The 25,115-nt window shown below is 67.5% G+C and carries 17 protein-coding genes and 1 tRNA gene; 16 read left to right on the plus strand and 2 right to left on the minus strand.

The window, feature by feature from the left end; translation table 11 throughout:
* Positions 1-21: 21 nt before the first annotated feature.
* The 15 genes from ASC65_RS03360 to ASC65_RS03430 all read left to right on the plus strand — a co-directional run bounded on the left by ASC65_RS03360 (position 22) and on the right by ASC65_RS03430 (position 21,705).
* Positions 22-1,128: an HlyD family secretion protein gene (locus ASC65_RS03360; protein WP_082525850.1), complete on the plus strand. Its 1,107-nt coding sequence runs from the start codon at positions 22-24 to the stop codon at positions 1,126-1,128.
* Positions 1,125-3,869: a ribosome-associated ATPase/putative transporter RbbA gene (gene rbbA / locus ASC65_RS03365; RefSeq protein WP_056449542.1), complete on the plus strand. Its 2,745-nt coding sequence runs from the start codon at positions 1,125-1,127 to the stop codon at positions 3,867-3,869. Before ASC65_RS03360 ends, rbbA begins: the two co-directional genes overlap by 4 nt.
* Positions 3,866-4,999, plus strand: coding sequence for an ABC transporter permease (locus ASC65_RS03370; RefSeq protein WP_056449544.1), 1,134 nt, complete (start codon positions 3,866-3,868; stop codon positions 4,997-4,999). Before rbbA ends, ASC65_RS03370 begins: the two co-directional genes overlap by 4 nt.
* A gap of 16 nt (positions 5,000-5,015) precedes the next feature.
* Entirely contained in the window at positions 5,016-6,485 is a 1,470-nt protein-coding gene (locus ASC65_RS03375) for an efflux transporter outer membrane subunit (protein ID WP_056449546.1), read from the plus strand.
* Complete coding sequence (locus ASC65_RS03380; RefSeq protein ID WP_056449548.1) at positions 6,469-8,631, plus strand: DUF3141 domain-containing protein; 2,163 nt, start codon at positions 6,469-6,471, stop codon at positions 8,629-8,631. Before ASC65_RS03375 ends, ASC65_RS03380 begins: the two co-directional genes overlap by 17 nt.
* Positions 8,624-9,613 (plus strand): phosphate acetyltransferase, encoded by a 990-nt coding sequence (locus ASC65_RS03385; RefSeq protein WP_056449550.1) that lies wholly within the window; start codon positions 8,624-8,626, stop codon positions 9,611-9,613. The genes ASC65_RS03380 and ASC65_RS03385 overlap by 8 nt, the downstream gene beginning before the upstream one ends.
* A gap of 12 nt (positions 9,614-9,625) precedes the next feature.
* On the plus strand, positions 9,626-10,393 hold the full coding sequence (fabI, locus tag ASC65_RS03390; RefSeq protein WP_056449552.1) for an enoyl-ACP reductase FabI: 768 nt from the start codon (positions 9,626-9,628) through the stop codon (positions 10,391-10,393).
* A gap of 16 nt (positions 10,394-10,409) precedes the next feature.
* Positions 10,410-11,600: an acetate/propionate family kinase gene (locus tag ASC65_RS03395; RefSeq protein WP_056449554.1), complete on the plus strand. Its 1,191-nt coding sequence runs from the start codon at positions 10,410-10,412 to the stop codon at positions 11,598-11,600.
* A gap of 139 nt (positions 11,601-11,739) precedes the next feature.
* Positions 11,740-13,335 (plus strand): L-serine ammonia-lyase, encoded by a 1,596-nt coding sequence (locus ASC65_RS03400; RefSeq protein WP_056449556.1) that lies wholly within the window; start codon positions 11,740-11,742, stop codon positions 13,333-13,335.
* 7 nt (positions 13,336-13,342) lie between these two features.
* On the plus strand, positions 13,343-14,620 hold the full coding sequence (locus ASC65_RS03405; RefSeq protein WP_056449557.1) for an MFS transporter: 1,278 nt from the start codon (positions 13,343-13,345) through the stop codon (positions 14,618-14,620).
* A 13-nt stretch (positions 14,621-14,633) separates the two neighbouring features.
* Positions 14,634-16,889 (plus strand): formate C-acetyltransferase, encoded by a 2,256-nt coding sequence (gene pflB / locus ASC65_RS03410; RefSeq protein WP_056449559.1) that lies wholly within the window; start codon positions 14,634-14,636, stop codon positions 16,887-16,889.
* 1 nt (position 16,890) lies between these two features.
* Entirely contained in the window at positions 16,891-17,730 is an 840-nt protein-coding gene (gene pflA / locus ASC65_RS03415) for a pyruvate formate-lyase-activating protein (protein WP_200939778.1), read from the plus strand.
* Between the two features lie 181 nt (positions 17,731-17,911).
* The gene (locus tag ASC65_RS03420) at positions 17,912-19,150 is read left to right on the plus strand and encodes a parallel beta-helix domain-containing protein (RefSeq protein ID WP_056449561.1); all 1,239 of its coding nucleotides are present in this window, start codon (positions 17,912-17,914) and stop codon (positions 19,148-19,150) included.
* Positions 19,151-19,159: 9 nt separating this feature from the next.
* Positions 19,160-20,299 (plus strand): SO2930 family diheme c-type cytochrome, encoded by a 1,140-nt coding sequence (locus ASC65_RS03425; protein WP_056449563.1) that lies wholly within the window; start codon positions 19,160-19,162, stop codon positions 20,297-20,299.
* A complete protein-coding gene (locus tag ASC65_RS03430; protein ID WP_056449565.1) occupies positions 20,290-21,705 on the plus strand; it encodes an aldehyde dehydrogenase family protein in 1,416 nt (471 codons plus the stop codon). The genes ASC65_RS03425 and ASC65_RS03430 overlap by 10 nt, the downstream gene beginning before the upstream one ends.
* A gap of 11 nt (positions 21,706-21,716) precedes the next feature.
* Here the strand turns inward: ASC65_RS03430 and ASC65_RS03435 are convergent, their stop codons facing one another.
* Positions 21,717-22,358 (minus strand): TetR/AcrR family transcriptional regulator, encoded by a 642-nt coding sequence (locus ASC65_RS03435; protein WP_056449567.1) that lies wholly within the window; start codon positions 22,356-22,358, stop codon positions 21,717-21,719.
* A 125-nt stretch (positions 22,359-22,483) separates the two neighbouring features.
* Between ASC65_RS03435 and ASC65_RS03440 the strand changes: the two genes are divergently transcribed.
* Positions 22,484-24,910: a TonB-dependent receptor gene (locus ASC65_RS03440; RefSeq protein WP_082525852.1), complete on the plus strand. Its 2,427-nt coding sequence runs from the start codon at positions 22,484-22,486 to the stop codon at positions 24,908-24,910.
* An 87-nt stretch (positions 24,911-24,997) separates the two neighbouring features.
* Here ASC65_RS03440 and ASC65_RS03445 read toward each other — a convergent pair.
* Positions 24,998-25,087 (minus strand) — tRNA-Ser (locus ASC65_RS03445).
* Positions 25,088-25,115: the final 28 nt, after the last annotated feature.

A 25,115-nucleotide genomic window follows, 5' to 3' on the forward strand; every position in this document is an offset into this window, starting at 1 on the left:
CGATATTCGGCGAGGTGACCTATGTCGGAACCGGTTGCGCCCCTAGGCTCGCCGCAAGGCGCCAAACCCGCGTCCTCCACGCCTGAGGCGCCGCCGAGAAAGAAGAAATCCAAGCGCCTGCTCTATGCGGTGATCGCGGCCGTGGTCGTGGCCGTCGGGGTCGGCGCCTATCTGTACCTGTCGCGGCCGGACCTGCCTCCCGGCTTCGCCGGCGGCAACGGCCGGCTGGAAGCCAACGAGGTCTATGTCTCCAGCAAATACTCCGGCCGGATCGCCGAGGTCCTGGCCAACGAAGGCGACACGGTGGAGGCCGGGCAGATCGTCGCCCGCATGGACACCAGCGCCCTGGAGGCGCAGCTCCGCCAGGCCGAAGCAGAGATCGCAGCGGCCACGGATGCGCGCCGCGTCGCGATGACCGAGGTCGATGCGCGGCGGGCGGAGTACAACTTCGCCGCCCAGCAGAATGCGCGGTCGCGGCGCTTGGTCTCGACCGGGGCCGTCAGCGCCCGCGAGGCTGAGGTCGACACCGCCGCCATGCTGTCCGGTCGGGCCCAACTCGCCGGCGCCCAGGCAAGCGTGGTGCAGTCGAGCTCGACCATCGAGGCGGCGCGCGCCACGGCCGACCGCCTTCGGGCCGAGATCGCCGACGCCGTGCTGGTCGCCCCGATCCGGGCGCGGGTCGAGACCCGGCTCGCCGAACCCGGCGAGGTCGTGGCTGCGGGCGGACGGGTGTTGTCGCTGATTGATCTGGCGGACGTCTACATGTTCGTCTTCCTGCCCGAGGCCATCAGCGGCAAGGTCCGGGTCGGATCCGAGGCGCGCATCGTGCTGGACGCCGCGCCGCAGTATCCGGTGCGCGCCTTCGTCTCCTACGTCTCCCCGGCGGCGCAGTTCACGCCCAAGACTGTCGAGACGGCCGAGGAGCGGCACAACCTGACCTTCCGGGTGAAGCTGCAGGTGCCGCGTGAGCGCCTGCGTCAGGTCGAGCCGCTGGTGAAGGCTGGACTGCCCGGCATGGGCTATGTGCGGTTCGACGAGCAGGCCGCCTGGCCTGAACGGATCCGTGGCGGGGCCACGCCGCCCGCCAACCTCTGGCAGCAGACCGGCGGGGCGGCCGCCGCCAAATGACCTTGGAGGGGAACGCGCCCGTCGTCAGCGTCCGGAACCTCTTTCACAGGTATCGGGATGTGATGGCGCTCGACGGCGTGACGCTCGACATCCCGGCCCGGAAAATGATCGGGCTGATCGGACCGGACGGCGTCGGCAAGTCGACCCTGTTGGCTATCCTGGCAGGGGTGCGAAAGCTTCAGGACGGCGAGGCCCAGGTGCTGGGCGGGGACATCAACGATCCGGGGTTCCGCAACTCGATCGCGGCGCGGATCGCCTACCTGCCGCAGGGCCTGGGCAAGAACCTTTATCCGACGCTGTCGGTCTACGAGAACATCGACTTCTTCGGCCGGCTGTTCGGCCAGTCCGCCGCGGAGCGCGCCTGGCGCATCGAGGACCTGCTGTGGAGTACAGACCTGACGCCCTTCCGGGACCGGCCGGCGGGGAAGCTGTCCGGCGGCATGAAGCAGAAGCTGGGCCTGTGCTGCTCGCTGATCCACGATCCCGACCTGCTGATCCTCGACGAGCCGACGACCGGCGTGGACCCGCTGGCGCGGCGCCAGTTCTGGGAGTTGATCAATCGGGTGCGCGTGCGCCGACCGCAGATGAGCGTCATGGTCGCCACCGCCTACATGGACGAGGCCGAGGGCTTCGAATGGCTGGTGGCGATGAACGCCGGCAAGGTCATGGCTACCGGGACGGCCGAGGAGTTGCGCACCCGGACCGGCCAGCCGACGCTGGAGAAGGCCTTCATCCGCCTGCTGCCCGAGGAGGCCACGCGCGGCCACAAGGAACCGGAGATCACCCCCTGGGTGTCCTCTGAGGGGCCGCCGGCGATCGAGTCCCACGGCCTGACCCAGTGGTTCGGCGACTTCACCGCGGTCGACCACGTCAACTTCCGCATCGAACAGGGCGAGATCTTCGGGTTTCTTGGTTCCAACGGCTGCGGCAAGACGACGACGATGAAGATGCTGACCGGCCTCTTGCCCCCCACCGAGGGCGAGGCGTTGCTGTTCGGCAAGCCGGTCAAGGGCGGCGACATCGAGTCCCGCCGTCGCGTCGGCTTCATGTCACAAGCCTTCTCGCTCTACACCGAACTGACGGTCAGGCAGAACATGATGCTTCACGCGCATCTGTTTGATCTGCCGAAAGAGAAGGGCCTGGCGCGGGTCGAAGAACTGATCGCGGGCTTCGGCCTTGAGGAGGTCGCCGACACCCTGGCCGAGAGCCTGCCGCTGGGCATCCGACAGCGATTGTCCCTGGCGGTGGCGGTGTTGCACGAGCCCGAGGTGCTGATCCTCGACGAGCCGACCTCCGGCGTCGACCCCGTCGCCCGCGACGGCTTCTGGGAGTTGCTCATCCGGCTGTCCCGGGAGAACCGGGTGACCATCTTCCTGTCGACCCACTTCATGAACGAGGCTGAGCGCTGCGACCGGATGTCGATGATGCACCGGGGCAAGGTGCTGGCGCAGGGCGTGCCCGCGGACCTCGTCGCCGAGCGGGGCGCCGCTGATCTGGAAGAGGCCTTCATCGGCTATCTGGAAGAGGCTGCCGAGGAGCTGGGCGGCGCGGCCGACGCAGCCAACTCGCCGGTGCCGCCGCCGCCCGAGGACCTGGGCCACTCTGTTCCGCCAGAGGGGTTCAGCCCCGGCCGTGTCTGGGCCTTCGCGCGGCGCGAGGCGATCGAGTTGCGGCACGACGCCGTGCGCCTGGCCTTCGCCATTGTCGGCCCGCTGCTGCTGATGATCGTGTTCGGCTACGGCATCTCGCTGGACGTCGACAAGCTCGCCTTCGCCGTCCTCGACCACGACAACACGCCCGCCAGCCGGGCCTACGCCGACAGCTTCCGAGGCTCGGTATATTTCGACGAGCGAGCGCCGCTCTACAGCTACGCCGACCGGGATCGGCGCTTGCGCAATGGCGAGCTGCGCTTCGCCGTCGAGATCCCCGGGGGCTTCCAGCGCGATCTCCAGCAGGGCCGGGCGCCGACGGTGCAGGTCGACTTCGACGCCGCCGTGCCGTTCCGGGCCGAAACCGCCAAGGGCTATGTCGAAGCCGCGCACAAGGCGCATGAAGTCGAGCTTCGCCGCCAGCTCGGCCTGCCGCAGGCGCAGACGGCGGTGAACATCAACGCGCGGGCGCTCTACAACCAGGCCTTCCTCAGCGTTTACGCCATGGTGCCCGGCGACATCATGCTGCTGATCATCCTGATCCCCAGCATGCTCACGGCCCTGGCCGTGGTGCGCGAGAAGGAGCTGGGCTCGATCGCCAACTTCTACGCCGCGCCGGCCAGCCGGGCCGAGTTCCTGCTCGGGAAGCAACTGCCCTACGTCGGCGTCGCCCTGATCCAGTTCGTCTCCCTCGTGGCGCTGGCGGTCTTCCTCTTTGGGGTGCCGATCAAGGGCAGCATCCTGACCCTGGCGGTCGGCGGCCTGCTCTATGTCCTGGCCAGCACCGGCTTCGGCCTGCTGATCTCGGTCTTCGCGGCGACCCAGACCGCCGCCATCTTCGCCGCGGCCATCATCACCATTCTGCCGGCGGTGCAGTTCTCGGGGATGTTCGTGCCGGTGTCGTCGCTCACCGGCGGCGCGGCCATCGCCTCCAAGATCTTCCCCTCGACCTATTTCCACGCGGTCAGCGTCGGCACCTTCACCAAGGCGCTCGATTTCGCCGCCCTGTGGCCGAACATCCTGATGCTGGCCGTGATCGCGCTGATCTACTTCGCGCTCTCGGTCCTCCTGCTGAAGAAACAGGAGGCATGACGGTGCGCACGCTCGGTCACATCTACCACCTGGGGGTCAAGGAGCTGCGCAGCCTGGCGCGAGATCCGGTGCTGCTGTTCCTGATCGCCTACGTCTTCACCTTTTCGGTCTACACCCCGGCCAAGAGCGCGGTGATGGATGTGGTCAACGCCTCCATCGCCATCGTCAATGAGGATGACTCGCGCTCCGCCCGGCTGGTCCGCGAGGCCATGCTGCCGCCGCTGTTCCTGCCCGCAGCCGAGATCGCCTTCGGCGACATCAACCATGTGATGGACCGCGGGCGCTACACCTTCGTCGTCGATATCCCGCCGGACTTTGAGCAGGACATCGCCAGCGGCACGCCCCCGCAGGTGCAGATCATCACCGACGCGACTGCCATGAGCCAGGCGGGCCGGGGCCCGTCCTACATTCAGCAGATCATCGAGCAGACGGTGCGGCCGGAATGGCCCGGTCGGAACGACCCGGCCAACCTGCCCCTGGTCGAGCTGGAGACCCGGGCCCGCTTCAACCCGAACATGCAGCAGAGCTGGTTCGTGGCCGTGAACCAGGTGATCAACAACATCTCGGTCCTGGCCATCTTCCTGACCGGGGCCGCCGTCTTGCGCGAACGCGAGCACGGCAACATCGAGCATCTGCTGGTCATGCCGCTGACGCCGCTGGAGCTGATGTCGGCCAAGATCTGGGCGAACGGCATCGTTGTGCTGCTTGCCGCCATGGCCTCGCTCTTCCTGGTGGTGAAGGGGCTGATCGGGGTGCCCATCGCCGGCTCGATCCCGCTCTTCGCCTTTGGACTGTGCGTCTATCTGTTCTCGGTCACCGCGCTGGGCATCATGCTGGCGACGATCGTCAATTCGATGCCCCAGTTCGGGCTGCTCGCCTTCCCCGTCTACATCGTCATGAGCTTGCTCTCAGGCGGGCAGACGCCGCTCGAGAGCATGCCGGAGCTGCTGCAGAAGATCATGCAGTTCGTGCCCTCGACCCATTTCGTCAGCTTCTCGCAGGCGGTCCTCTTCCGTGACGCGACGCCCGCGATGGTCTGGCCTGCCCTGTTCAAGATGTTCCTGATCGGCGCCGCCTACAGCGTCTTCACCCTGTCCCGGTTCAGAAAAATGCTGGCCGCGGCCAAGTGAGAAGGAGTCCACGAAGATGAGCCGACTCCATGCCATCGCCGCCTCCGGCCTCCTCGCCGGAATACTGGCTGTCTCAGCCTGCAAGACCGTGGGGCCCGATTATATGCGCCCCGAGGTCGAACTGCCGGCGACCTATCGCGACCAGCCGGCTCAGAGCGCCGACTCGCTCGCCGACCTGCCCTGGTGGGCGGTGTTCGACGATCCGGTGCTGCAGGACCTGATCGGGCGCAGCCTGGCCAACAACCCCCGAATCGACGTCGCCGTCGCCCGCATCGCCCAGGCCCGCGCTCTGGTCGGTGTCTCCGCCTCGCAGAGCAGTCCGCAACTGGGCTACGGCGCCGATGCGGGCGCCCAGTCGGGCTTCACCCCGGTGGACGTCGGCGACCCCGAGACCGTCACCTTCGGCAGCGTCGGCGCCGCCTTGGACTTCGCCTGGGAGTTCGACCTGTGGGGTCGCATCCGCCGCTCGAACGAGGCGGCCGTCGCCAACCTGATGCAGCAGGAGGAGAACCGCGCCGGCATCCTGCTGACCCTGACCAGCGATGTGGCCGAAGGCTATTTCCGCCTGCTGTCGCTCGACCGCGAGATCGCGATCGCCGAGGAGAGCACCCGGGCGTTCGGCGCGACCTACGACATGTTCAATCAGCGCTACGAGGCCGGCCGCGACAGCCGCCTGCCGGTCGAGCGCACGCGGGCGCACCGCGAGGCCTCTGAGGCCCGCATCGCCGAGCTTCGTCGCCAGGTGGCGGTGCAGGAGAATGCGCTCAGCGTCCTGATTGGCGCGCCGCCGGGACCGATCCCGCGCGGCAAACCCCTGGTCGAACAGTCGCTGCCCGCCACGCCCATCGGCGCCACCACGGACCTGCTGCAGCGCCGACCCGACATCCGCGCGGCGGAGCAGGGCATGGTGCGGGCCAACGCCGAGGTCGGCATGGCCGTCGCCGAGAAATTCCCTCGCATCGGTCTCTCGGCCGTGGCGGGCCTGCTGGGCGTCACCGTCGACGGCGGCGACTCGGGCGGATTCGGCGTCGGTTCGTTCGGCCTCGGTCTCGCCGGCCCGATCTTCGACGGCGGGCGCCTCGATGAGATCTACAACAACCGCAAGGCCTTCTGGGATGAGAGCGTGGCCGACTACCGGCGTCTGATCCTCGTCGCCCTCGGTGAGACAGCCGACGCCCTGGCCGCGCAGCGCAACCTGGCCGATCGCCGGGCAGCCCTTGAGCGGCAGGTGGCCTCGCTTCGGAGCGCGGTCGAACTGGCCGACATCCGTTACGACGAAGGCCGAGCGACCTATTTCGAGGTCCTCGAAGCCCAGCAGCAACTCTATCCGGCCGAGGCCGCCCTGGCCCAGACCCAGCGCGACCAGTTGATCGCCGTCGTCAATCTCTACAAGGCCCTGGGAGGCGGCTGGCGGTTGACGCCCGACCAATGGCGCGGCCCCGACGTGGCCGTAGCGACAGGAGCGCCCGATGGCCTCTCCGACTGACCTCGGACCCGCCCACGTCTATTGGGTGGACGCCGTCCAGCGCTCACTGCTGTTCCTCGACGTGCTGCGTCGGCGCGGGAACGACTACTACGAGCACCGCGACGCCCTGGCGCCGCACGTTCTGGATTTCGACACCACCCTGATCCGCGACGGACGCACCCTTCCTCGGCCGGTCAACTACGTCCTGGTCCGCATCGAGCCGGCTGCTGGGACCGAGATCGACCGCGCCAAGCCCCCGGTGGTCGTCATCGATCCGCGCGCCGGCCACGGCCCCGGTATCGGCGGCATGAAGCAAGACAGCGAGATCGGCGTCGCGCTCGCCGCCGGCCACCCAGCCTATTTCATCGGCTTCCTGCCGGATCCGCATCCGGGCCAGACCATCGAGGACGTCTGGAACGCCGAGGCGGCGATGATCCAGGACGTGATCGACCTGCATCCCGAGGCCGACGGCAAGCCGATCGTCATCGCCAACTGCCAGGCCGGCTGGCAGACGATGATCATGGCGGCGACCCGGCCTGAGTTGTGCGGCCCGATCGTCCTGGCCGGCTCGCCGCTGTCCTATTGGGCTGGGGCGCGGGGCCTGGCGCCGATGCGCTACCTCGGCGGCATGCTCGGCGGGGTATGGACGACCGCGCTGGCCGGCGATCTCGGCGCCGGGACCTTCGACGGCGCGAACCTGGTGCGCAATTTCGAGGCGATGAACCCTGCCAACACCCTCTTCGACAAGCCCTACAACGTCTATTCCAAGGTCGACACCGAGGCGGACCGCTTCCTCGAGTTCGAGACCTGGTGGGGCAGCCCGGTGCTGCTCAACGCCGAGGAGATGGTCTGGATCGCCGAGAACCTGTTCGTCGGCAATCGGCTGACCTCGGGCCAGATCCGCACCCGCGACGGCCTCGCCGTCGATCTGCGCGCCATCCAGTCGCCGATCATCGTCTTCTGCTCCTGGGGCGACGACATCACCCCGCCACAGCAGGCCCTAGGCTGGATTACGGACCTCTACGCCGACGACGAGGCTCTGGTCGCGAACGGCCAGACCCTCGTCTACTGCCTGCACCAGACGATCGGCCACCTCGGCATCTTCGTCTCGGGAAAGGTCGCGGCGCGGGAGCACAGCGAGTTCGTTTCCTGCATGGGCATGATCGAGCTGATGCCGCCGGGGCTCTACGAGGCGGTGATCACCGAGGCCCCCGAGGACTCGTCGAACCCCGAACTGATCGACGGCCGTTACCTGTTCCGGCTCGAGCCTCGGACCCTTGAGGACCTGCGCGCCCTGGGCTGCGGAGAGCGCAGCGACGAGCCGCGCTTCGAGGCGGTGGCGAAGGCTTCGGACATCAATCTCGGCCTCTACCGGACGGCGCTTCAGCCGGCGGTGCGGACGATGGCCTCGCCGGTCGCGGCGGAGGCGATGCGGGAGCTCCACCCGAACCGGCTGCGCTTCTCGATCTTCTCGGACCGCAATCCGTTCATGCCCTCGCTCGGCCGCCTGGCCGAACAGGCGCGCAACGACCGCCGGCCAGTCGCGGCGGATAATCCCTTCATGGCCTGGGAGCGGGCCATGGCGCACTGGACCTCCGCCAACCTCCAAGCCTGGGGCAAGGCGCGCGACGCAGCCACCGAGGCCGCCTTCCTGGCCGTCTATGGCTCGCCAGCCGTGCAGGCGACGGTCGGCGCGGGCGTTCAACCGCCGCCGGCGGCCGCCCGCATGCCCCGGGACGTCGCGCAGGAACGCCGGCAGGCGCAGGAGCGCGCGACGCTGGAAACCCGCTTCGAGAACGGCGGCCCCGCCGAGGCCGCGGTGCGTGCGCTTCTCTATGTCGGGGACGCCAACGGAGCGGCTGACGAGCGCGCCTTCACTCTGTTGCGGACTCTTCCGGCCGCGCGGTCGCGAAAGCGCACGCGGGCCGAACTCCGCAGTCTGGTGGCGGAGCAGCATCGCTTGCTCGACCTTGAGGAGGAGCGCGCCATCCTGGCCATCCCCGGGCTGCTGCCACCGACCCCGGAAGAACGGCGGCAGATCCTTGAGGCTTTGCACGAGGTGATCGAGGCGCCGGGCGAGCCTTCGCCCGAGGTCGCCGAGCGGTTGGACCGCATCGACGCCCTGTTCGAGACGCGCGAGCGGTCGCTTGGAGACTACCATGCCTGAGCTCGCCGAAGCCCTGGCCGCCGCCGCCGTCACGGATGGACGCCCGCATCAGAATTTCGAACGCCTGCTGGCGCGCGCGCGGGAGCAGCGACCCCTCGTCACGGCCGTGGCCCACCCCTGCGATCATGTCTCGCTGGACAGCGCGATCGAGGCGGCGCGGCTCGGCCTGATTGAACCGATCCTCGTCGGCCCGATCGCCCGGATCAAGGAGGTGGCGAGGGCCGGTGAGCTCGACATCTCGCCGTTCGAGTTGGTCGACGCAGCCCACAGCCACGAAAGCGCCGCCAAGGCGGTGGAGCTGGTCCGCGCCGGTCGCGCCGAGGCGGTCATGAAGGGCAGCCTGCACACCGACGAGGTCATGGCCGCGGTCGTGGCGCGGGAGACCGGCCTGCGCACCGGCCGACGCGTCAGCCACTGCTTCGTCATGGACGTCCCGGGACATCCCCACCCGCTGGTGGTGACGGACGCCGCGGTGAACATCGCCCCGACGCTCGAGGACAAGATCGACATCGTCCAGAACGCCATCGACATGACCCGGGTGCTGCTTCCGGGCGAAGGGGACGACCGGGTGCGGGTGGCCATCCTCAGCGCCATGGAGACGGTCAATCCCAAGGTGCTGTCGACCCTGGAGGCGGCGGCGCTGTGCAAGATGGCCGACCGGGGACAGATAACGGGGGCGGTGCTGGAAGGCCCGCTCGCGCTCGACAACGCCATTAGCCCGGAGGCGGCGGCCATCAAGGGCATCGTCTCGCCCGTGGCCGGTCACGCCAACGTCCTGGTGGTGCCGGACCTGGAGGCCGGCAACATGCTGGCCAAATGCATGTCCTTCCTGTCGGGCGCAGACGCCGCCGGGATCGTGCTCGGGGCGCGGGCGCCGATCATCCTGACCAGCCGCGCCGACGCCAAGCTGACACGCCTGGCCTCCTGCGCCATCGCCTCTTTGCTCGGCGCCGCCCGGCGCGCCTCGGTCGCGATCGTCTGAGGGGGAGGGGACATGGAGCCGATCCTATCCGGTCGCCGCGCCCTGGTCGTCGGCGTCGCCAACGAACACTCCATCGCCTACGGCTGCGCCCACGCCTTCCGTCAGGCTGGCGCGGACCTGGCGATCACCTGGCTCAACGACAAGGCCCGTCCTCACGTCGAGCCGCTGGCCCAGGCGCTGGGGGCCGAGATCACGGGGCCGCTCGACGTCTCCGAACCAGGTCAACTCGAGGCGATCTTCGAGAAGGTGCGCGACCGCTGGGGCCGTCTCGACATCCTCGTCCACTCCATCGCCTTCGCCCCGAAGGAGGATCTCCAGGGCGGCCTGCTGGACTGCTCGGCCGACGGTTTCGCCAAGGCCATGGACGTGTCCTGCCACTCCTTCGTGCGGATGGCCCGACTGGCCGCGCCGCTGATGACCGAGGGCGGGACCATGTTCGCCATGAGCTACTACGGCGCCGCCCGGGTCGTGCCGAACTACAACGTCATGGGGCCGGTGAAGGCAGCGCTGGAGGCGGCTTGCCGCTACCTGGCCTATGAGCTGGGGCCGTCCGGGATCCGGGTCCATGCCATCTCGCCGGGGCCGCTGAAGACCCGCGCGGCGTCCGGGCTCAAGGACTTCGAGCTTATGTTGAATGCGGCCGCCGAGAAGGCGCCTTTGGGCGAACTGGTCGACATCGACGACGTCGGATTCGCCTGCGCCTACCTCGCCACCGACTTCGCCCGGCGGATCACCGGCGGGACCATCTATGTCGACGGCGGCGCCAACGTCGTCGGCTGAATCGCGGAGGATCGCCGTGAGCGCCTGCCTCGCCGTTCTCAACGCCGGCTCGTCGAGCCTTAAGTTCGCGGTCTACGACGCGTCGCCTGGGGAGCCGCTGCTATTCAAGGGGCGGTTGGAGGGCATCGGCGTCTCGCCGCAGCTCCAGCTGGCGGATGCGGACGGCGCCAACCGGGAAACGCAGTCGTGGACAAGCGAGGGCTTCGACCACGCCGCCGCCGCCCGCGAGGTGCTGGACGCCGTCATCCGCCGCATCGACGGTCGGGCCATCCTCGGCGTGGGCCACCGCGTCGTGCACGGGGGGCGGGCGTTCGACCGACCCGTGCGGATCGATCCGTCCGTGATCGCCGCGCTGCGCGAGCTGTCGCCCCTGGCGCCGCTGCACCAGCCGCACAACCTCGCCCCGATCGAGGCCATCGCCACCGCCGCGCCGCATATCGCCCAGGTCGCCTGTTTCGACACCGCCTTTCACCGCGGCCAGCCGCCGCTGGCCCAGATGTTCGCCCTGCCGCGCCGCTTCCACGAGGCGGGCGTGCAGCGCTACGGCTTCCACGGCCTGTCCTATGAGTTCGTCAGCGGCCGGCTCAGGGAGGTGGCGCCGGAGTTGGCCGCCGGACGCGTAGTCGTCGCACACCTCGGCAACGGCGCCAGCCTCTGCGCCATCCGCGACGGCCGCAGCGTCGCCAGCACCATGGGGTTCACCGCCGTCGACGGGCTTGTCATGGGCACGCGCTCCGGCGCCCTGGACCCCGGCGCCCTGATCCATCTGATGGACGAATACGGCATGGACGCCCGCGCCCTCGAGGACCTGATCTACAAGCGTTCCGGCCTGCTCGGCGTCTCGGGGGTTTCCTCCGACATGCGCGCCCTTCGACAGTCGGGTGATCCCGCGGCGGCCGAGGCGATCGACCTGTTCGTGTACCGCGTTGTGCGCGAGATCGGCTCCATGGCCGCTGCGCTCGGCGGGCTCGACGCCCTCGTCTTTACCGGCGGAATTGGCGAGAACGACGCCGCCCTGCGCGAAGCGGTCGCATCAGGCTGCAACTGGCTCGGGGTCGAGCTGAACGCCGGCGCCAACGGCCCCGGGAAAGACGCGAGAAGTCTGGGTCGCGAGGGGGCAGCAGCGTCTGTCTGGGTCGTGCCGACCGACGAGGAACAGATGATCGCGCGGCATGTGGCGCGCTTACTGGATCGGCCGCAGCCGTGACCGTGTCGGTTTCCGGGTTATCCCTAGGGTAAAGTCGCTGGGAGCTAGGGTATTTCCGGATATTCACGATCGCCGGCGAGGAGCAGAGCGAGAGCGTCGCAGGTTTTTGAGGGCCGCGCGCCCTGGGAAAGGCACGAAGATGCGTAGTTCCCGTGATTCCGGTCCGATCGTTCCCGAACTCGACTTCACCGACCCGCCCCCCGGATCGGACCGACGCGCCTTCATGGTGCGCAGCGCCATGGCGGTGTCCATCGGGGCCCTGACCGGCGCCGTACCCAAAGATGTCTCCGCAATTCCCGTGCGCTCTCCGCGCCAGGACGCGACCCCGCCGCTGGATCCCAGCCTCGACGTGGTGAAGCGGTCCAAAGGGCCGGTGATGACCACGGTCGACGAGTTCTACAAGGTCGGCCCCGGGCCCTCGTCATCCCACACCATCGGGCCGATGCGGATCACCTACGACTTCTACAAACGCGCCGCGGCCCTGCCGGCGGACCAACTGGCCCAGGCCGACGCTCTGAAGGTTCACCTGTACGGCAGCCTCAGCGCCACCGGCAAAGGCCATGGCACCGAGCGCGCCGCGCTCGCCGGCCTGATCGGCATGGAGCCGGCCACGGTGGACCCCGCCTTCCTCGACGGCTTGGCGGCCAATCCGAACCAGACCTTCCCGGTGACCTTCGGAGAGAAGACCGTCAACGTGTCGCTCAACGACGTCATCTACGACGCGACGCAGGGAGAGTTCCCCCATCCCAACACCATGACCGCCAAGCTGATGGCCGGCGACCGAGTGCTGCTGGAGCAGGAGTACTATTCCGTCGGCGGCGGCTTCATCGAGTGGAAGGGCTACGAGCCGCCGCCCAAGAACGCTCCGAAATATCCGTATGAGAAGATCAGCGAGGCGATCGCGCACTGCACGCGCGACAACATCTCGCTCGCGCAGATGGCCATGGCCAATGAGACAACGATTTCGGGCCGCAGCGAGGAGGAGATCAACGCCTTCCTCGACAAGATCCTGGGCGCCATGGATGCGACGGTGAAGACCGGCCTTGCGGCTCCGACTTCGACCCTGCCTGGACCGATCCGTCTCAAGACCAAGGCGCACGACGTCTACGAAAACGCCAAGAACCAGGAAGGCACGGCCCGGAAGGCCATCGGCCTGGTCTCGGCCTACGCCTTGGCCGGATCCGAAGAAAACGCCCGCGGCCACCTGGTCATCACCGCGCCCACAGGCGGCTCGGCCGGCGTGCTGCCAGCGGTGATCTATTCCCTCGGGCCGGACGGCGCCCAGCTGCCCAAGGAGAAGCTGCGCGAGGCGCTGTTGGCCGGCGCGGTCGTCGGCTACCTGTGCAAGCACAACGCGACGCTCGCAGCGGCGGAGGGCGGCTGCCAGGCCGAGATCGGCGTCGCCTCGGCCATGGGCGCCGCAGGCATCGCCCAGGCCTATGGCGAGCCGCCGCAGGTGGCCGCCAACGCCGCGGAGGGCGCGCTCGAGCACCATCTCGGCATGACCTGCGATCCCGTCGCCGGCTTCGTGCAGGTGCCTTGCATCGAGCGCTGCGCCTTCGGGGCGGTGAAGGCCTGGACCGGCTATCTGATCGCCGCCAACGAAGTCCCGATCAACCGTCGGGTCGACTTCGACAGCACGGTCGAGGCCATGGCGCTGACCGCCCGCGACATGAACCCGAAGTACAAGGAGACGTCCGAAGGCGGCCTCGCCCTGTCCGTGACGCTTTGCTGAGGCCGCGATGGGCGAGCGCACCGGGACATCGGGGGGCGTCGGCAAGCTGATCGTGATCGCCTGGCTGGCGGCCTCCGTCTTCTATTTCTTCCAGTATGTCCTGCGCTCGGCGCCGGCGGTCATGATGCCCGAGCTGTCGAGCGCCTTCGGCCTCTCGACGGCGGCGCTCGCCTCGCTGGTCGGGCTCTTCTATTACGCCTACGCGCCGTTCAGCCTGGTCGCAGGCGTGGCCATGGACCAGTTGGGGGCGCGGCGGGTGGTGCCCCTCGGCTGCGCTGTGGTCGCCGTCGGGGCGCTGCTGTTCGCGACCGGCGACACCAATCTGGCCTCGATCGGTCGGCTGCTGCAGGGCGCGGGCGGGGTCTTCGCCCTGATCGGCGCGGCCTATATCGCCACCACCAACTTCCCGGCCTCCCGTGCCGCGACCCTGATCGGCGCCACTCAGATGTTCGGCATGGCCGGCGGTTCGGCCGGTCAGTTCCTGGTCGGTCCCGCCATCGCCGGCGGCGTCGGCTGGAGCCAGTTCTGGCTCTTCATGGGGATCGTCGGCGCCGCCCTGGCCATCCTGCTGTTGTTCTGCATGCCCCGTAGCGCGCCGAAGGCCGACCGGGGCAACTGGTTGGGCGTCGCCGCCGGCGCCCTGAAGAGGGTCTTCCTCAACCCGCAGTCGATCCTCTGCGGCCTGATCTCCGGCCTGCTGTTCATCCCGACCACCATCTTCGACATGGTCTGGGGCGTCCGCTTCCTGCAGGAGGCCCAGGACATGCCCTACGGCATGGCGGTGCTGCGCTCCGCCTCGGTGCCGTTCGGCTGGATCATCGGCTGCCCCCTCATCGGCATGATCTCGGACCGCATGGGTCGGCGGAAGCCGGTCATCATCGTCTCGAGCCTGATCCTGATGGCGGTCCTGGCCCTGATCCTCTACGGCCCGGCCGGCCTGTTCCCGCCCTTCATGCTGGGCTTGCTCATGGGCATCGTCTCCGGCGCAGCGATGATCCCCTACACGGTGATCAAGGAAGCCAATCGCCCGGAGCACAGCGGCACCGCGACGGGGGTGGTCAACTTCATCAACTTCTCCTTTTCGGCCCTGCTGGGACCGGTCTTCGCCGGATTTCTCATGCGCGCTTCCGGCGGCGGGCCGCGGGAGCTCGAGCACTATCAAGCGGCCTTTTCGCCTCTGCTCTGGGGCGTCGCGATCGCCGCCCTGCTGACCCTTTTGCTGAAGGAGACGGGCGCCCGGGCGCGGACGTCGACGCCTCCGCCCGCCGACCCCGCTCCCGCCTGACCGGAGAAGGACCATGAGCCAGACCGTCCTCGAACCGCCTGCCGCTTCCGCCGAACCGCGGACTGCATTCACCCCGGGGCTATGGACCCGCGACATCGACGTTCGCGACTTCATCCAGCAGAATGTGACCCCCTACGATGGCGACGAGTCCTTCCTGGCCGAGGCGACGCCCCGCACCCTCGCCCTCTGGGACACGCTCCAGGCCCTGTTCGTCGAGGAGCGCAAGAAGGGCGTGCTCGACATCTCGCAGATCCCGAGCACGATCGTCGCCCACGACGCCGGCTACATCGACAAGGACAACGAGGTCATAGTCGGCCTGCAGACCGAGGCTCCACTGAAGCGCGCCATCATGCCAAACGGCGGCTTCCGCATGGTCCTGACCTCCCTCAAGACCTACGGCTACGAGCCCGACCCGGCCGTGGTCGAGACCTTCAGCAAATACCGCAAGACGCATAACGACGGGGTGTTCGACGCCTATACGGAGGACGTCCGCAAATGCCGCTCGTCGCACATCCTGACGGGGTTGCCCGACGCCTACGGCCGCGGGCGGATCATCGGCGACTATCGGCGCGTTGCGCTCTACGGCATCGATAGGTTGATCGAGGTCAAGAAGGCGGAGAAGGCCTCCCTGGACGACGTCTGGTCCACCGACGACATCATCCGGGATCGCGAGGAGTTGTCCGAGCAGATTCGGGCCCTGGCCGAGACCAAGGCGATGGCGGCCAAATACGGCTTCGACATCTCCGGCCCGGCGACCACCGCCAGGGAGGCCGTTCAGTGGCTGTACTTCGGCTACCTCGCCGGGGTGAAGGAGCAGAACGGCGCGGCGATGTCGCTGGGCCGCACCTCCAGCTTCCTGGACATCTATTTCGAGCGCGACATGGCCGCCGGCCGGCTGACCGAGAGCGAGGCCCAGGAGATCATCGACGACTTCGTCATCAAGCTGCGCATCGTCCGTTTCCTGCGGACTCCGGAGTACGATGACCTTTTCTCCGGTGATCCCACCTGGGTGACGGAGTCGATCGGCGGTCTCGGCGACGACGGCCGCTCGCTGGTCACCCGCACGAGCTTCCGTTTCCTCCAGACCCTCTACAATCTGGGCCCGGCGCCCGAGCCGAACCTGACCATCTGGTACTCGCCGCGCCTGCCGGACGGCTTCCGCCGTTTCACCGCCAAGGTCGCCATCGACACCAGCTCGATCCAGTTCGAGAGCGACGAGATCATGCGTCGCGAGTGGGGCGACGACGGCGCCATCGCCTGCTGCGTCTCGCCCATGCGGATGGGCCACCAGATGCAATTCTTCGGCGCCCGGTCGAACCTCGCCAAATGCCTGTTGTACGCCATCAACGGCGGCCGCGACGAGGTCTCGGGCGAACAGGTCGCGCCGCCCTTTGAGCCGGTGCAAGGCGACTACCTCGACTTCGACGATGTGATGGAGCGCTTCGAGCGAGTGATGGACTGGCTGGCGCAGACCTACGTCAGCGCCATGAATGTCATCCACTACATGCACGACAAATACGCCTACGAGCGGATCGAAATGGCGCTCCACGACTATGCGCCGCTGCGCACCATGGCCTTCGGCATCGCCGGCATGTCGGTGGTCTCGGACAGCCTGTCGGCGATCAAATACGCCAAGGTGAAGGTCGTGCGCGACGACACCGGCCTGGTCGTGGACTACGTGACCGAAGGCGACTTCCCGACCTTCGGCAACAACGACAACCGGGTCGACCACCTGGCGTCGTGGCTGGTCACCACCTTCATGGCCAAGCTGCGGAAATACCCGACCTATCGCAACGCCCGCCATACGCAGTCGGTGCTCACCATCACCTCGAATGTGGTCTACGGCCGCGCCACGGGGAACACGCCGGACGGCCGGCGCCAGGGCGAGCCCTTCGCACCCGGGGCCAATCCGATGCATGGGCGCGACAGCCACGGCATCCACGCCTCGGCCGCTTCGGTGGCCAAGATCCCGTATCGAGACGCCGAGGACGGCATCTCCCTGACCACCACCGTCGTGCCCAGCGGCCTGGGACGGACGCCGAAGGAGCAGATCACCAATCTGACCGCCATCCTCGACGCCTTCTTCGGCTCGACCGGCTACCATATGAACGTCAACGTCCTGAACCGCGAGACCCTGCTCGACGCGGTGGAGCACCCGGAGAAATACCCAAGCCTGACGATCCGGGTGTCCGGCTATGCGGTGAATTTCGTCCGCCTGACGCGGGAGCAGCAGATGGACGTCATCAACCGCACCTTCCACGGCGAATGACGTGGCCGGGGCAGGGGAGACCACGCTCGAGGCCAAGAGCGAGTTCGACCTGCGCGTCGGCCTGTCCCGCCACGTGCCCGAGCTGGATGTCCGCGCCGCCCTGAAGAGCGGGGATGTCGGCTTCATCCACTCTTTCACCACGGGCTCTGCGGTCGACGGCCCCGGCATCCGGCTGGTGGCCTGGACCTCGGGCTGCATGTTCCGCTGCCGCTTCTGCCACAACCCGGACACCTGGCTGCACACCAACGGCATGCCTGTATCGCTGGACCGCGCGGTGCAGGAAGTGAAGACCTATGCGCACGGCCTGCGCGTCATGAACGGCGGCTTCACCCTCTCCGGCGGCGAGCCGCTGATGCAGGCCCCCTTCGCAGCCCGTCTGTTTCAGGCGGTCAAGGCGCTGCGGGTGCATACGGCGATCGAGACCAACGGCTTCTATTCCGAGCGGCTGACCGACGCCCAGCTTGAGGACATCGACCTGGTCATCCTCGACATGAAGGGCTTCACGCCCGAGCAGCACGAACGGGTCACCGGCGTGCCCGACAATTCCCGCGTCATCGCCTTCGGTGAGCGTCTGGCCGCCCTGCGCCGCCCCATGTGGCTGCGCTTCGTGCTCGTACCCGGCCTGACCGACGTTCCCGAGGAGATGCGGAAGCTCGCCGCCTACGCCGCCGGCCTCGGCGTCGTGGAGCGCGCCGAGGTTCTGCCCTTCCACCAGATGGGCGCCTACAAGTGGGAACGGCTCGGCCTCGACTACACGCTAAGGGACACCCAGCCGCCCACTAAGGCCCAGGTCGAGGCGGCGCTGAGCATCTTCCGCGAAGCGGGTTTGGAGGCCGTCTGATGCAGGGCTGCCGCTGGAATAGCCGCCGACGCCCAACGCCTTGAGGCGTCGCCCCAGGTATTTTTCAGTCTGCTCGACTGAAAACGGAAACAGTTTCGTTTTCGTCTTGCGATGACGCGGCGCTTATGGAAACGTCATGCAGGGCGGGAAAAAATTCACAAGCGTTCCGCGGGGGGAAATCATGAAGATGCGCATCTGGCTGTCAGTCGCCGCCGTGCTCGTGCTGGGGGCCTGCGGGTCCAAGCCGGCCGAGAAGGGGACCGATCTCTCGCGGGCGAATACGACCTATCAGAACGAGCTGATGGAGTTGTTGATCGACGCCAAGCCCGGGACGGTGATCGAGATCCCCGCGGGCGTCTTCACGATCGACAGCGGGCTCAGCCTGAACGTGGACGGCGTCACCATCCGCGGCCAGGGCATGGACAAGACGATCCTGAACTTCCGTAACCAGGCCGCCGGCGCCCAGGGGCTGCTGGTCACCGCCAGCAACTTCACCATCGAGGACCTGGCGCTCGAGGACACCAAGGGCGACGCCCTGAAGATCAACGAGGGCGAGAACATCGTCGTGCGCCGGATTCGCACTGAATGGACGCAGGGGCCCAAGACCGAAAACGGCGCCTACGGCATCTATCCCGTGCAGACCCGCAACGTCCTGATCGAGGACAGCGTGGCCATCGGCGCATCGGACGCCGGCATCTATGTCGGCCAGTCCCAGAAGGTGGTCGTCCGCAGGAACCGGGCGGAATACAACGTCGCCGGCATCGAGATCGAGAACTGCATCGACGCCGACGTCTACGAGAACCTGGCCACCAACAACACGGGCGGCATCCTGGTCTTCAACATGCCCCAACTGCAGCAGGCGGGGTATCGGACGCGCGTCTTCAACAACCGCGCGATTTCCAACAACACGCGTAACTTCGGCCACGCCGGCACCCCGGTCGCCAGCGTCCCGGCGGGCACGGGCGTGATCGTCAACTCCAATGACCAGGTCGAAATCTTCGACAACGAGATCGCCGACAACAAGACCGGCAACATCATCATCTCGAGCCTGTTCAGCGCCGGCTATTCCGACAGCGCCATGAGCGCGGATTTCGATCCCTATCCGGAATCGATCCTGATCAAGAACAACCGCTTCCGCGGCGGCGGCAACTCGCCCGACGGGGTCGACCTGCAGACCCTGCGCGTGGCCATGTTCGGGCCGACGGGGCGCTTCCCCGACATCGTCTGGGACGGCTATTTCAATCCCAAGCGTCAGGTGAACGGTGAAACGCCGGCGGCCCTGCGCATCTGCATCGACAACGGCGAGGCCGGGATCCTGAACGTCGACGGACCGAACAAATACGCCAAGCCGAGCACTGACATCGCGGCGCACCGCTGCACGCTGCCGCGCCTCTCGCCCGTCACCCTGCCGGGAGCGTAACGGCGCCCGATGACCTGGTTTCGCGTACTGATTTCGTGCCTGCTCCTGTCCGCCGGCCTGGCGGCCTGCACCAAAGAGGCGCCCCCGGCGTTGGTTGATCCGACCTATTTCGCGTCGGAGAACCCCAAGTCCCTCCGGGAATGGGGCATGGTGCAGGTCTCCGGCGACGCCCTTGTCCTGGGCTCACGCGTCACGCCCTATGACCTGACGACGCCGCTGTTCACCGACTACGCGCAGAAGCTGCGGACGATCTGGATGCCGCCGGGTGCGTCGGCTCAGTACGCCGGCGGGGAGTTGCTGTCCTTCCCGGTCGGGACGGTCATCACCAAGACCTTCTTCTATCAGGCCGCGCCCGGCGGAAAGGTGCTGCAGAAGGCCGATCAGGCGCAGATCCACTCAGGCGAAGGCCTCAATCTGCGGCGGGTCCGCATGATCGAGACCCGGCTGCTGATCCATCGGTCGGAGGGCTGGACCGCCCTGACTTATCTGTGGAACGAGGCGCAGACCGAGGCCGTGCTGCACCGTGTCGGCGCCGTGGTTCCCCTGAAGCTGGTGGGCGAGGACGGCGTGGATGAGCCGTTCTCCTACGTCGTGCCCAATGTGACCCAGTGCGCCGCCTGTCATGCGCCGAACGTCACCACGCGCGTCATCAACCCGATCGGCCCCAAGGCGCGCTTGCTCAACCGCGACTTCGCCTATTCGGACCGGACCGAGAACCAGCTGAGCCGCCTGACCGAAATGGGCTATCTGCGCGGCCTTGATAATCCCAAGGCGGCCCCGGCGGATGTCTCGTGGACCGACCAAAGCGCGCCCCTGGAGGCTCGGGCGCGGGCCTATCTCGACGTGAACTGCGGTCATTGCCACAACCCGACGGGACCGGCGGACACCTCCGGCCTGTATCTGAACGCCGCCACGCCGGTCTCGGGTCGGTCCGGCGTCTGCAAGATGCCGGTCGCCGCGGGCGCCGGCACCGGGGACCATCGCTTCGACATCGTGCCCGGCGAGGCCGACGAGTCGATCATTCCATACCGCATGGAGTCGACGAACCCGGCGGTGATGATGCCCGAGATCGGACGGTCGCTGCGCCACAGGGAAGGGGTGGCCCTGGTTCGCTTCTGGATCGATTCAATGGAGGGGTCATGTCGATAGAGACGGTTCTGCCGCCGGCGCCGACCATAGAGGCGACGACGGATGTCGAAGGCGTCGTCGCCGCCCTGCGCGCCGGCTTCGAAAGCGGCCTCACGCGTGATCTGGCCTGGCGCGAACAGCAGCTCGCCGCGCTCGAGCGGATGATGGTCGAGAACGAAACCGCGATCGCCGGGGCGCTCAAGGCCGACCTGGGCAAGTCGTTGGCGGAGGCCTGCACGGCCGAGATCGACTTCGTCCGCAAGGAAGCGATGCACGCTCGCAAGCAGCTCCGGCGCTGGAGCCGCCCCCAACGCGTGCCGACGCCGATCGCGATCCAGCCCGGCAAGAGCTTCGTCGAGGCCACGCCGCACGGCGTCGTCCTGATCATGGGCGCGTGGAACTATCCGTTCCAACTCGTCCTGGCGCCTCTGGTCGGGGCGATTGCGGCGGGCAACTGCGCCGTCCTCAAGCCGTCGGAGCTTGCCCCCCGGTCTTCAGCGCTGCTGAAGGATCTGGCGCCACGCTACCTGGACACGCGCGCCTTCGTCGTCGTCGAGGGCGACGCCGCGGTCTCGACCGCCCTGCTGGATCAACCGTTCAACCTCATTTTCTACACGGGCGGCGAACACGTGGGCCGCGTCGTGATGGCGGCGGCGGCCAAGCGCCTGACGCCGGTCGTGCTCGAACTGGGCGGCAAGAACCCCTGCATCGTCGATGAGACGGCCGATCTGGCCGTGGCGGCCAGGCGTATCGTCTGGGGTCGCTTCCTCAACGCCGGTCAGGTGTGCGTCGCGCCCGACCACGTCTATGTCGCCGCCTCGGTCGAGGCCAGGCTGCTTGAGGAGCTGAAGAGGGCGGTCCTCGCCATGTTCGGTCGTGACCCGAAGCTGAGCCCGGACTACGGGCGCATCGTCAACCAGCGCCACGCCGAACGCCTCCAGGCCTTGTTGGCCGACGGCCGCGCCGTCACGGGCGGGCAGGTCGACATTGCAGCCCGCTATATCGCCCCCACGATCCTGACAGGCGTCGCGCCCGATGCGTCGGTGATGGAAGCCGAAATCTTCGGTCCCATCCTGCCCGTCCTGCCTTACGAGACGCTCGATGCGCCGCTTGCGGCCATCAACGCGCGTTCGCCGGCGCTGGCGCTCTACGCCTTCACGAGGGATGCGGTCGTGGCGGACCGCATCATCGCCTCGACGCGATCGGGCTCCGTGACGGTCAACGACACGGTCGTCTTCGTGGCCAATCCGAACCTGCCGTTCGGCGGCGTCGGGGCCAGCGGCATGGGCGCCTACCACGGCCGGTACAGCTTTGACGCTTTCAGCCACAAGCGCGCCGTGCTCAAGCGCGGCTTCGCCCTCGACGCCAGCATCCGCTATCCGCCCTACAGCAAGGCCAAGCTGGCGCTTCTGCGGCGCATGGCCTGAGCTCGCGCCGCCTAGTCCTTCAGATAGACCGAGAGGTACCGTTCCAGGGCGACGGTGGCCTCTGCGAACATGCGGTCGGTCCAGGCCGACTGCGCTTCGCCGCTGGTCAGGGTCTCGAACGAGGTGAAAATCTCAGTGGCCATGCGGGCCACGAGGAGGGGGGCGCCGCCCTCGAACCCGTCGAGCCCCCGTTCCCAGCGCGCGGCCAGATAGGCCGCGATCTGAGCATTGGCGTGTTCCTTGACGATCCGCAGTTCGCGCGTCGTCAGCATCAGATGGAACAGCGACCGATAGACGGGATCGTCGCCGAGAGTCTTTCGAAGCGCCAGCATCACGGCCAGATGCCGTTCGCGCCAGGACGTGAAACTCCCATCCTCCAGTATGTCCGCGATGCAGGCGTGGAGCTGCGTGGTTCGAGTTTCGAACAGCTCCTTGTAGATCGCGAAGACGTTGGGAAAGTACCGGTAGATCGAGCTGACCGGCACCTTGGCTTCGGCGGCGATCGTGCTGGTGGTGATTGTGTCGACAGGCGTCGTGGCGAGCAGGGATTCGGTCGCGGCCAGGACGAGATCTATGCGATCCCTCGCGCGCTGCTGCATCGGCGCCGTGCGGCGCTCCAGGGTGATGCTTTCTAGCGGCGCGTGCTGGCCCACTGCCTGATCCTCTCGTTCTTAGCGCCTCTACCATGACCGGACGCGGCGAGGCCACACAGTCACGCTTCCCCTTGTCAAACGGAATGATATTCTGTTTCATGAGTTTGGGGAAGGGAGGGCAATCAATGAACAATTCGAAATCCCGTTTGAGGTCGGCGCTCGCCGGCGGCGTGGCCTTGGCCGCACTGATCGCGCCGCAGATGGCGAGCGCTCAGGAGGCTCAGGAGGCGTCGTCCTTGGACGAAGTCATCGTCACCGCGCAAAGGCGCGAGCAGAGTCTTCAGGACGTGCCGATCACGGTCAACGTGGTCACGGCCGAGACGCTGGATGCGCTGGCCGCGGACGACATCGGTGACATATCGGCCTTCGTGCCCGGCCTGTCCGTCTCGAACAGCAGCCCGACGCAGGCCCGCTACAGCATCCGTGGCGTCTCGACGTCGGACTTCGGCGTCGGCACTGATCCGGCGGTCGGCGTCTACGTGGACGGCGTCTATGCGGCGCGGTCGGGCGCGGGGCTTCTGGCCTTCAGCGACGTGGCGCGAATCGAGGTGCTGAAGGGACCGCAGGGCACCCTGTTCGGCCGCAGCAGCGCCGCCGGCGCCGTGTCCATCACGACCAACGAACCCAGCAACGACTTCGAGGCCCGCCTCGGCGTTCGCCTCGGTGAATATGACAAGCGCCGCCTCGAGGGCATGATCAATCTGCCGATCAGCGACACGGTGGCCCTGCGGGTCAATGCGCTGGTGAACCGCCGCGACGGCTGGCTGGTCGATGACGCGACGGGTGAGGACTACGAGCGCGAGGACAACTGGGCCGCCCGGGCGGCTCTGCGCTGGGACCTCGCGCCCGAGACCCAGATGATCCTCAGCTGGACGCACGACGAGATCGATCAGGACGCCCGTCCGGCGATCGGCGTCGCGCCCATTCCGCCGGCTCCGGGCTTGCCTGCGGTGCCGAGCGATCCGGCGAACTTCACCAATCCGTTCAATCAGATCGTCCTCAACGACGTCATCGACAACCATGAGACGCGCCGCCTCGACGAGGGCGTGCTGACGTTCACCCATGCCTTCGGCGACATCGATTTCACCTCGCTGACCTCGGCCCGCACGTTTGAGACCGAGAACCGGGAAGACGAGGACGGCACCAATCGGGCGGACCTGTATTTCGACACCAACAACCGGGAAGAGAACCGGTCCTGGTCCCAGGAATTCCGGTTCGACGGTGAATGGGGCGCGTTCAACTGGCTGGCCGGCGTCAGCTATTACCAAGAGCACGCCGACCAGCGCAGCGACACCACCGCCACCACGGACAGCATCAACACGATCCTGACCAATGCGGCCGGCGCCCCGCTGTTCTCGGTGGCCGACATGATCCTCGCGGGAGCCGGAATTCCGGCCAGCACCCTCGGCCACAGCTGGCAGGAGGACATGATCAATGAAGGCGACTTCGAATCCGCCGCCATCTTCGCCGACGTGATCTGGGCCGCCACCGACCGTCTGAACCTGACGTTCGGCCTGCGCTACTCCCGCGACGACAAGACGTTCTCGTGGTTCAACGGCCCGCGCGTCGCGCCGGAACTGGATGCGGTGCTGAACGATCCGACGATCGATTTCGTGCTGCGCACCTACATGGGGCCCTACGTCGACTACCTCCACGCGGACTACGTCTTCGACCTGTCCGGCCTGGCCGGCGTTCCGTGCGACAACGGCGTCACCGTCCAGGAAGGCGTGACGTGCGAGCTGTCGGACTCCTGGAGCGACCTGAGCCCGCGCTTCGTCGCCGACTATCAGCTCGATGACGACTCGATGGTCTTCTTCTCCTACGCCAAGGGGTACAAGCCCGGCGGCTTCAACAGCGTCGAGGTCGCCTCGCGCTACGAGAACGAAGACGTCCAGAATTTCGAGATCGGGCTCAAGCGCGACTTCGGATCGAGCGCTCGCTTCAACATCTCGGCCTTCCAGTACACCTACGACGGCAAGCAATCGATCCGCCTCGCCACGCCGGCGGGCGGCGGCGTGCCGCAGTACCTGGTCGAGACCAGCGACGACGAGGCCTGGGGTCTCGACATGCAGCTCGATCTCGAGCCGGCCGAAGGGCTGAGCCTGTTCGCCGCCGCCCAGTACATCGACGCCACCTACAAGCGGAAGATTTCAGACGGCGTGGATCTGTCGGGGCAGCCCACGGGCGAGCCCTTCTGGTCGGCGTCGGCGGGCGTGTCCTATCTCCACGACATGGCGGAGATGGGCTCCATCGATATGCAACTGGTCCACGCCTATCGCGGCGAGGGCCGGTGCAACGAGAGCTCGACGGCTCAGGGCGCCTGCGTCCAGACGCCCTGGTTCGATCCGACCGAGGCCCAGAACCGCACGGATCTGCGCCTTTACTGGCGCACCCCGAGCGAGCGCTATCAGGTCGGCTTCTACGTCAACAATCTGTTCGACAATCAGTATGTGACCGGGGTCAACAACATCACCGCAACGACGCTGGGAACTCCGTTCGTGGGCCTCACCGAGCCGAGGATGTGGGGTGTGGACTTCACCTACGTCTACTGACGAGATGTCCGACGGCTCTAAGCCCTCCGCTCGGCCGCCCAGCCGAGCGGAGGGCCTGAGCATGTGCGCCAAACACCGGGGGGCCGCTGGCGGACAGGGTGGGATTCGAACCCACGGTAGGCTCACACCTACGGCGGTTTTCAAGACCGCTGCCTTAAACCACTCGGCCACCTGTCCGCGCCCGCGGGCGGGAAAAGCCGCATAG

Source organism: Brevundimonas sp. Root1279 (assembly GCF_001425945.1).
Lineage (GTDB): Bacteria > Pseudomonadota > Alphaproteobacteria > Caulobacterales > Caulobacteraceae > Brevundimonas.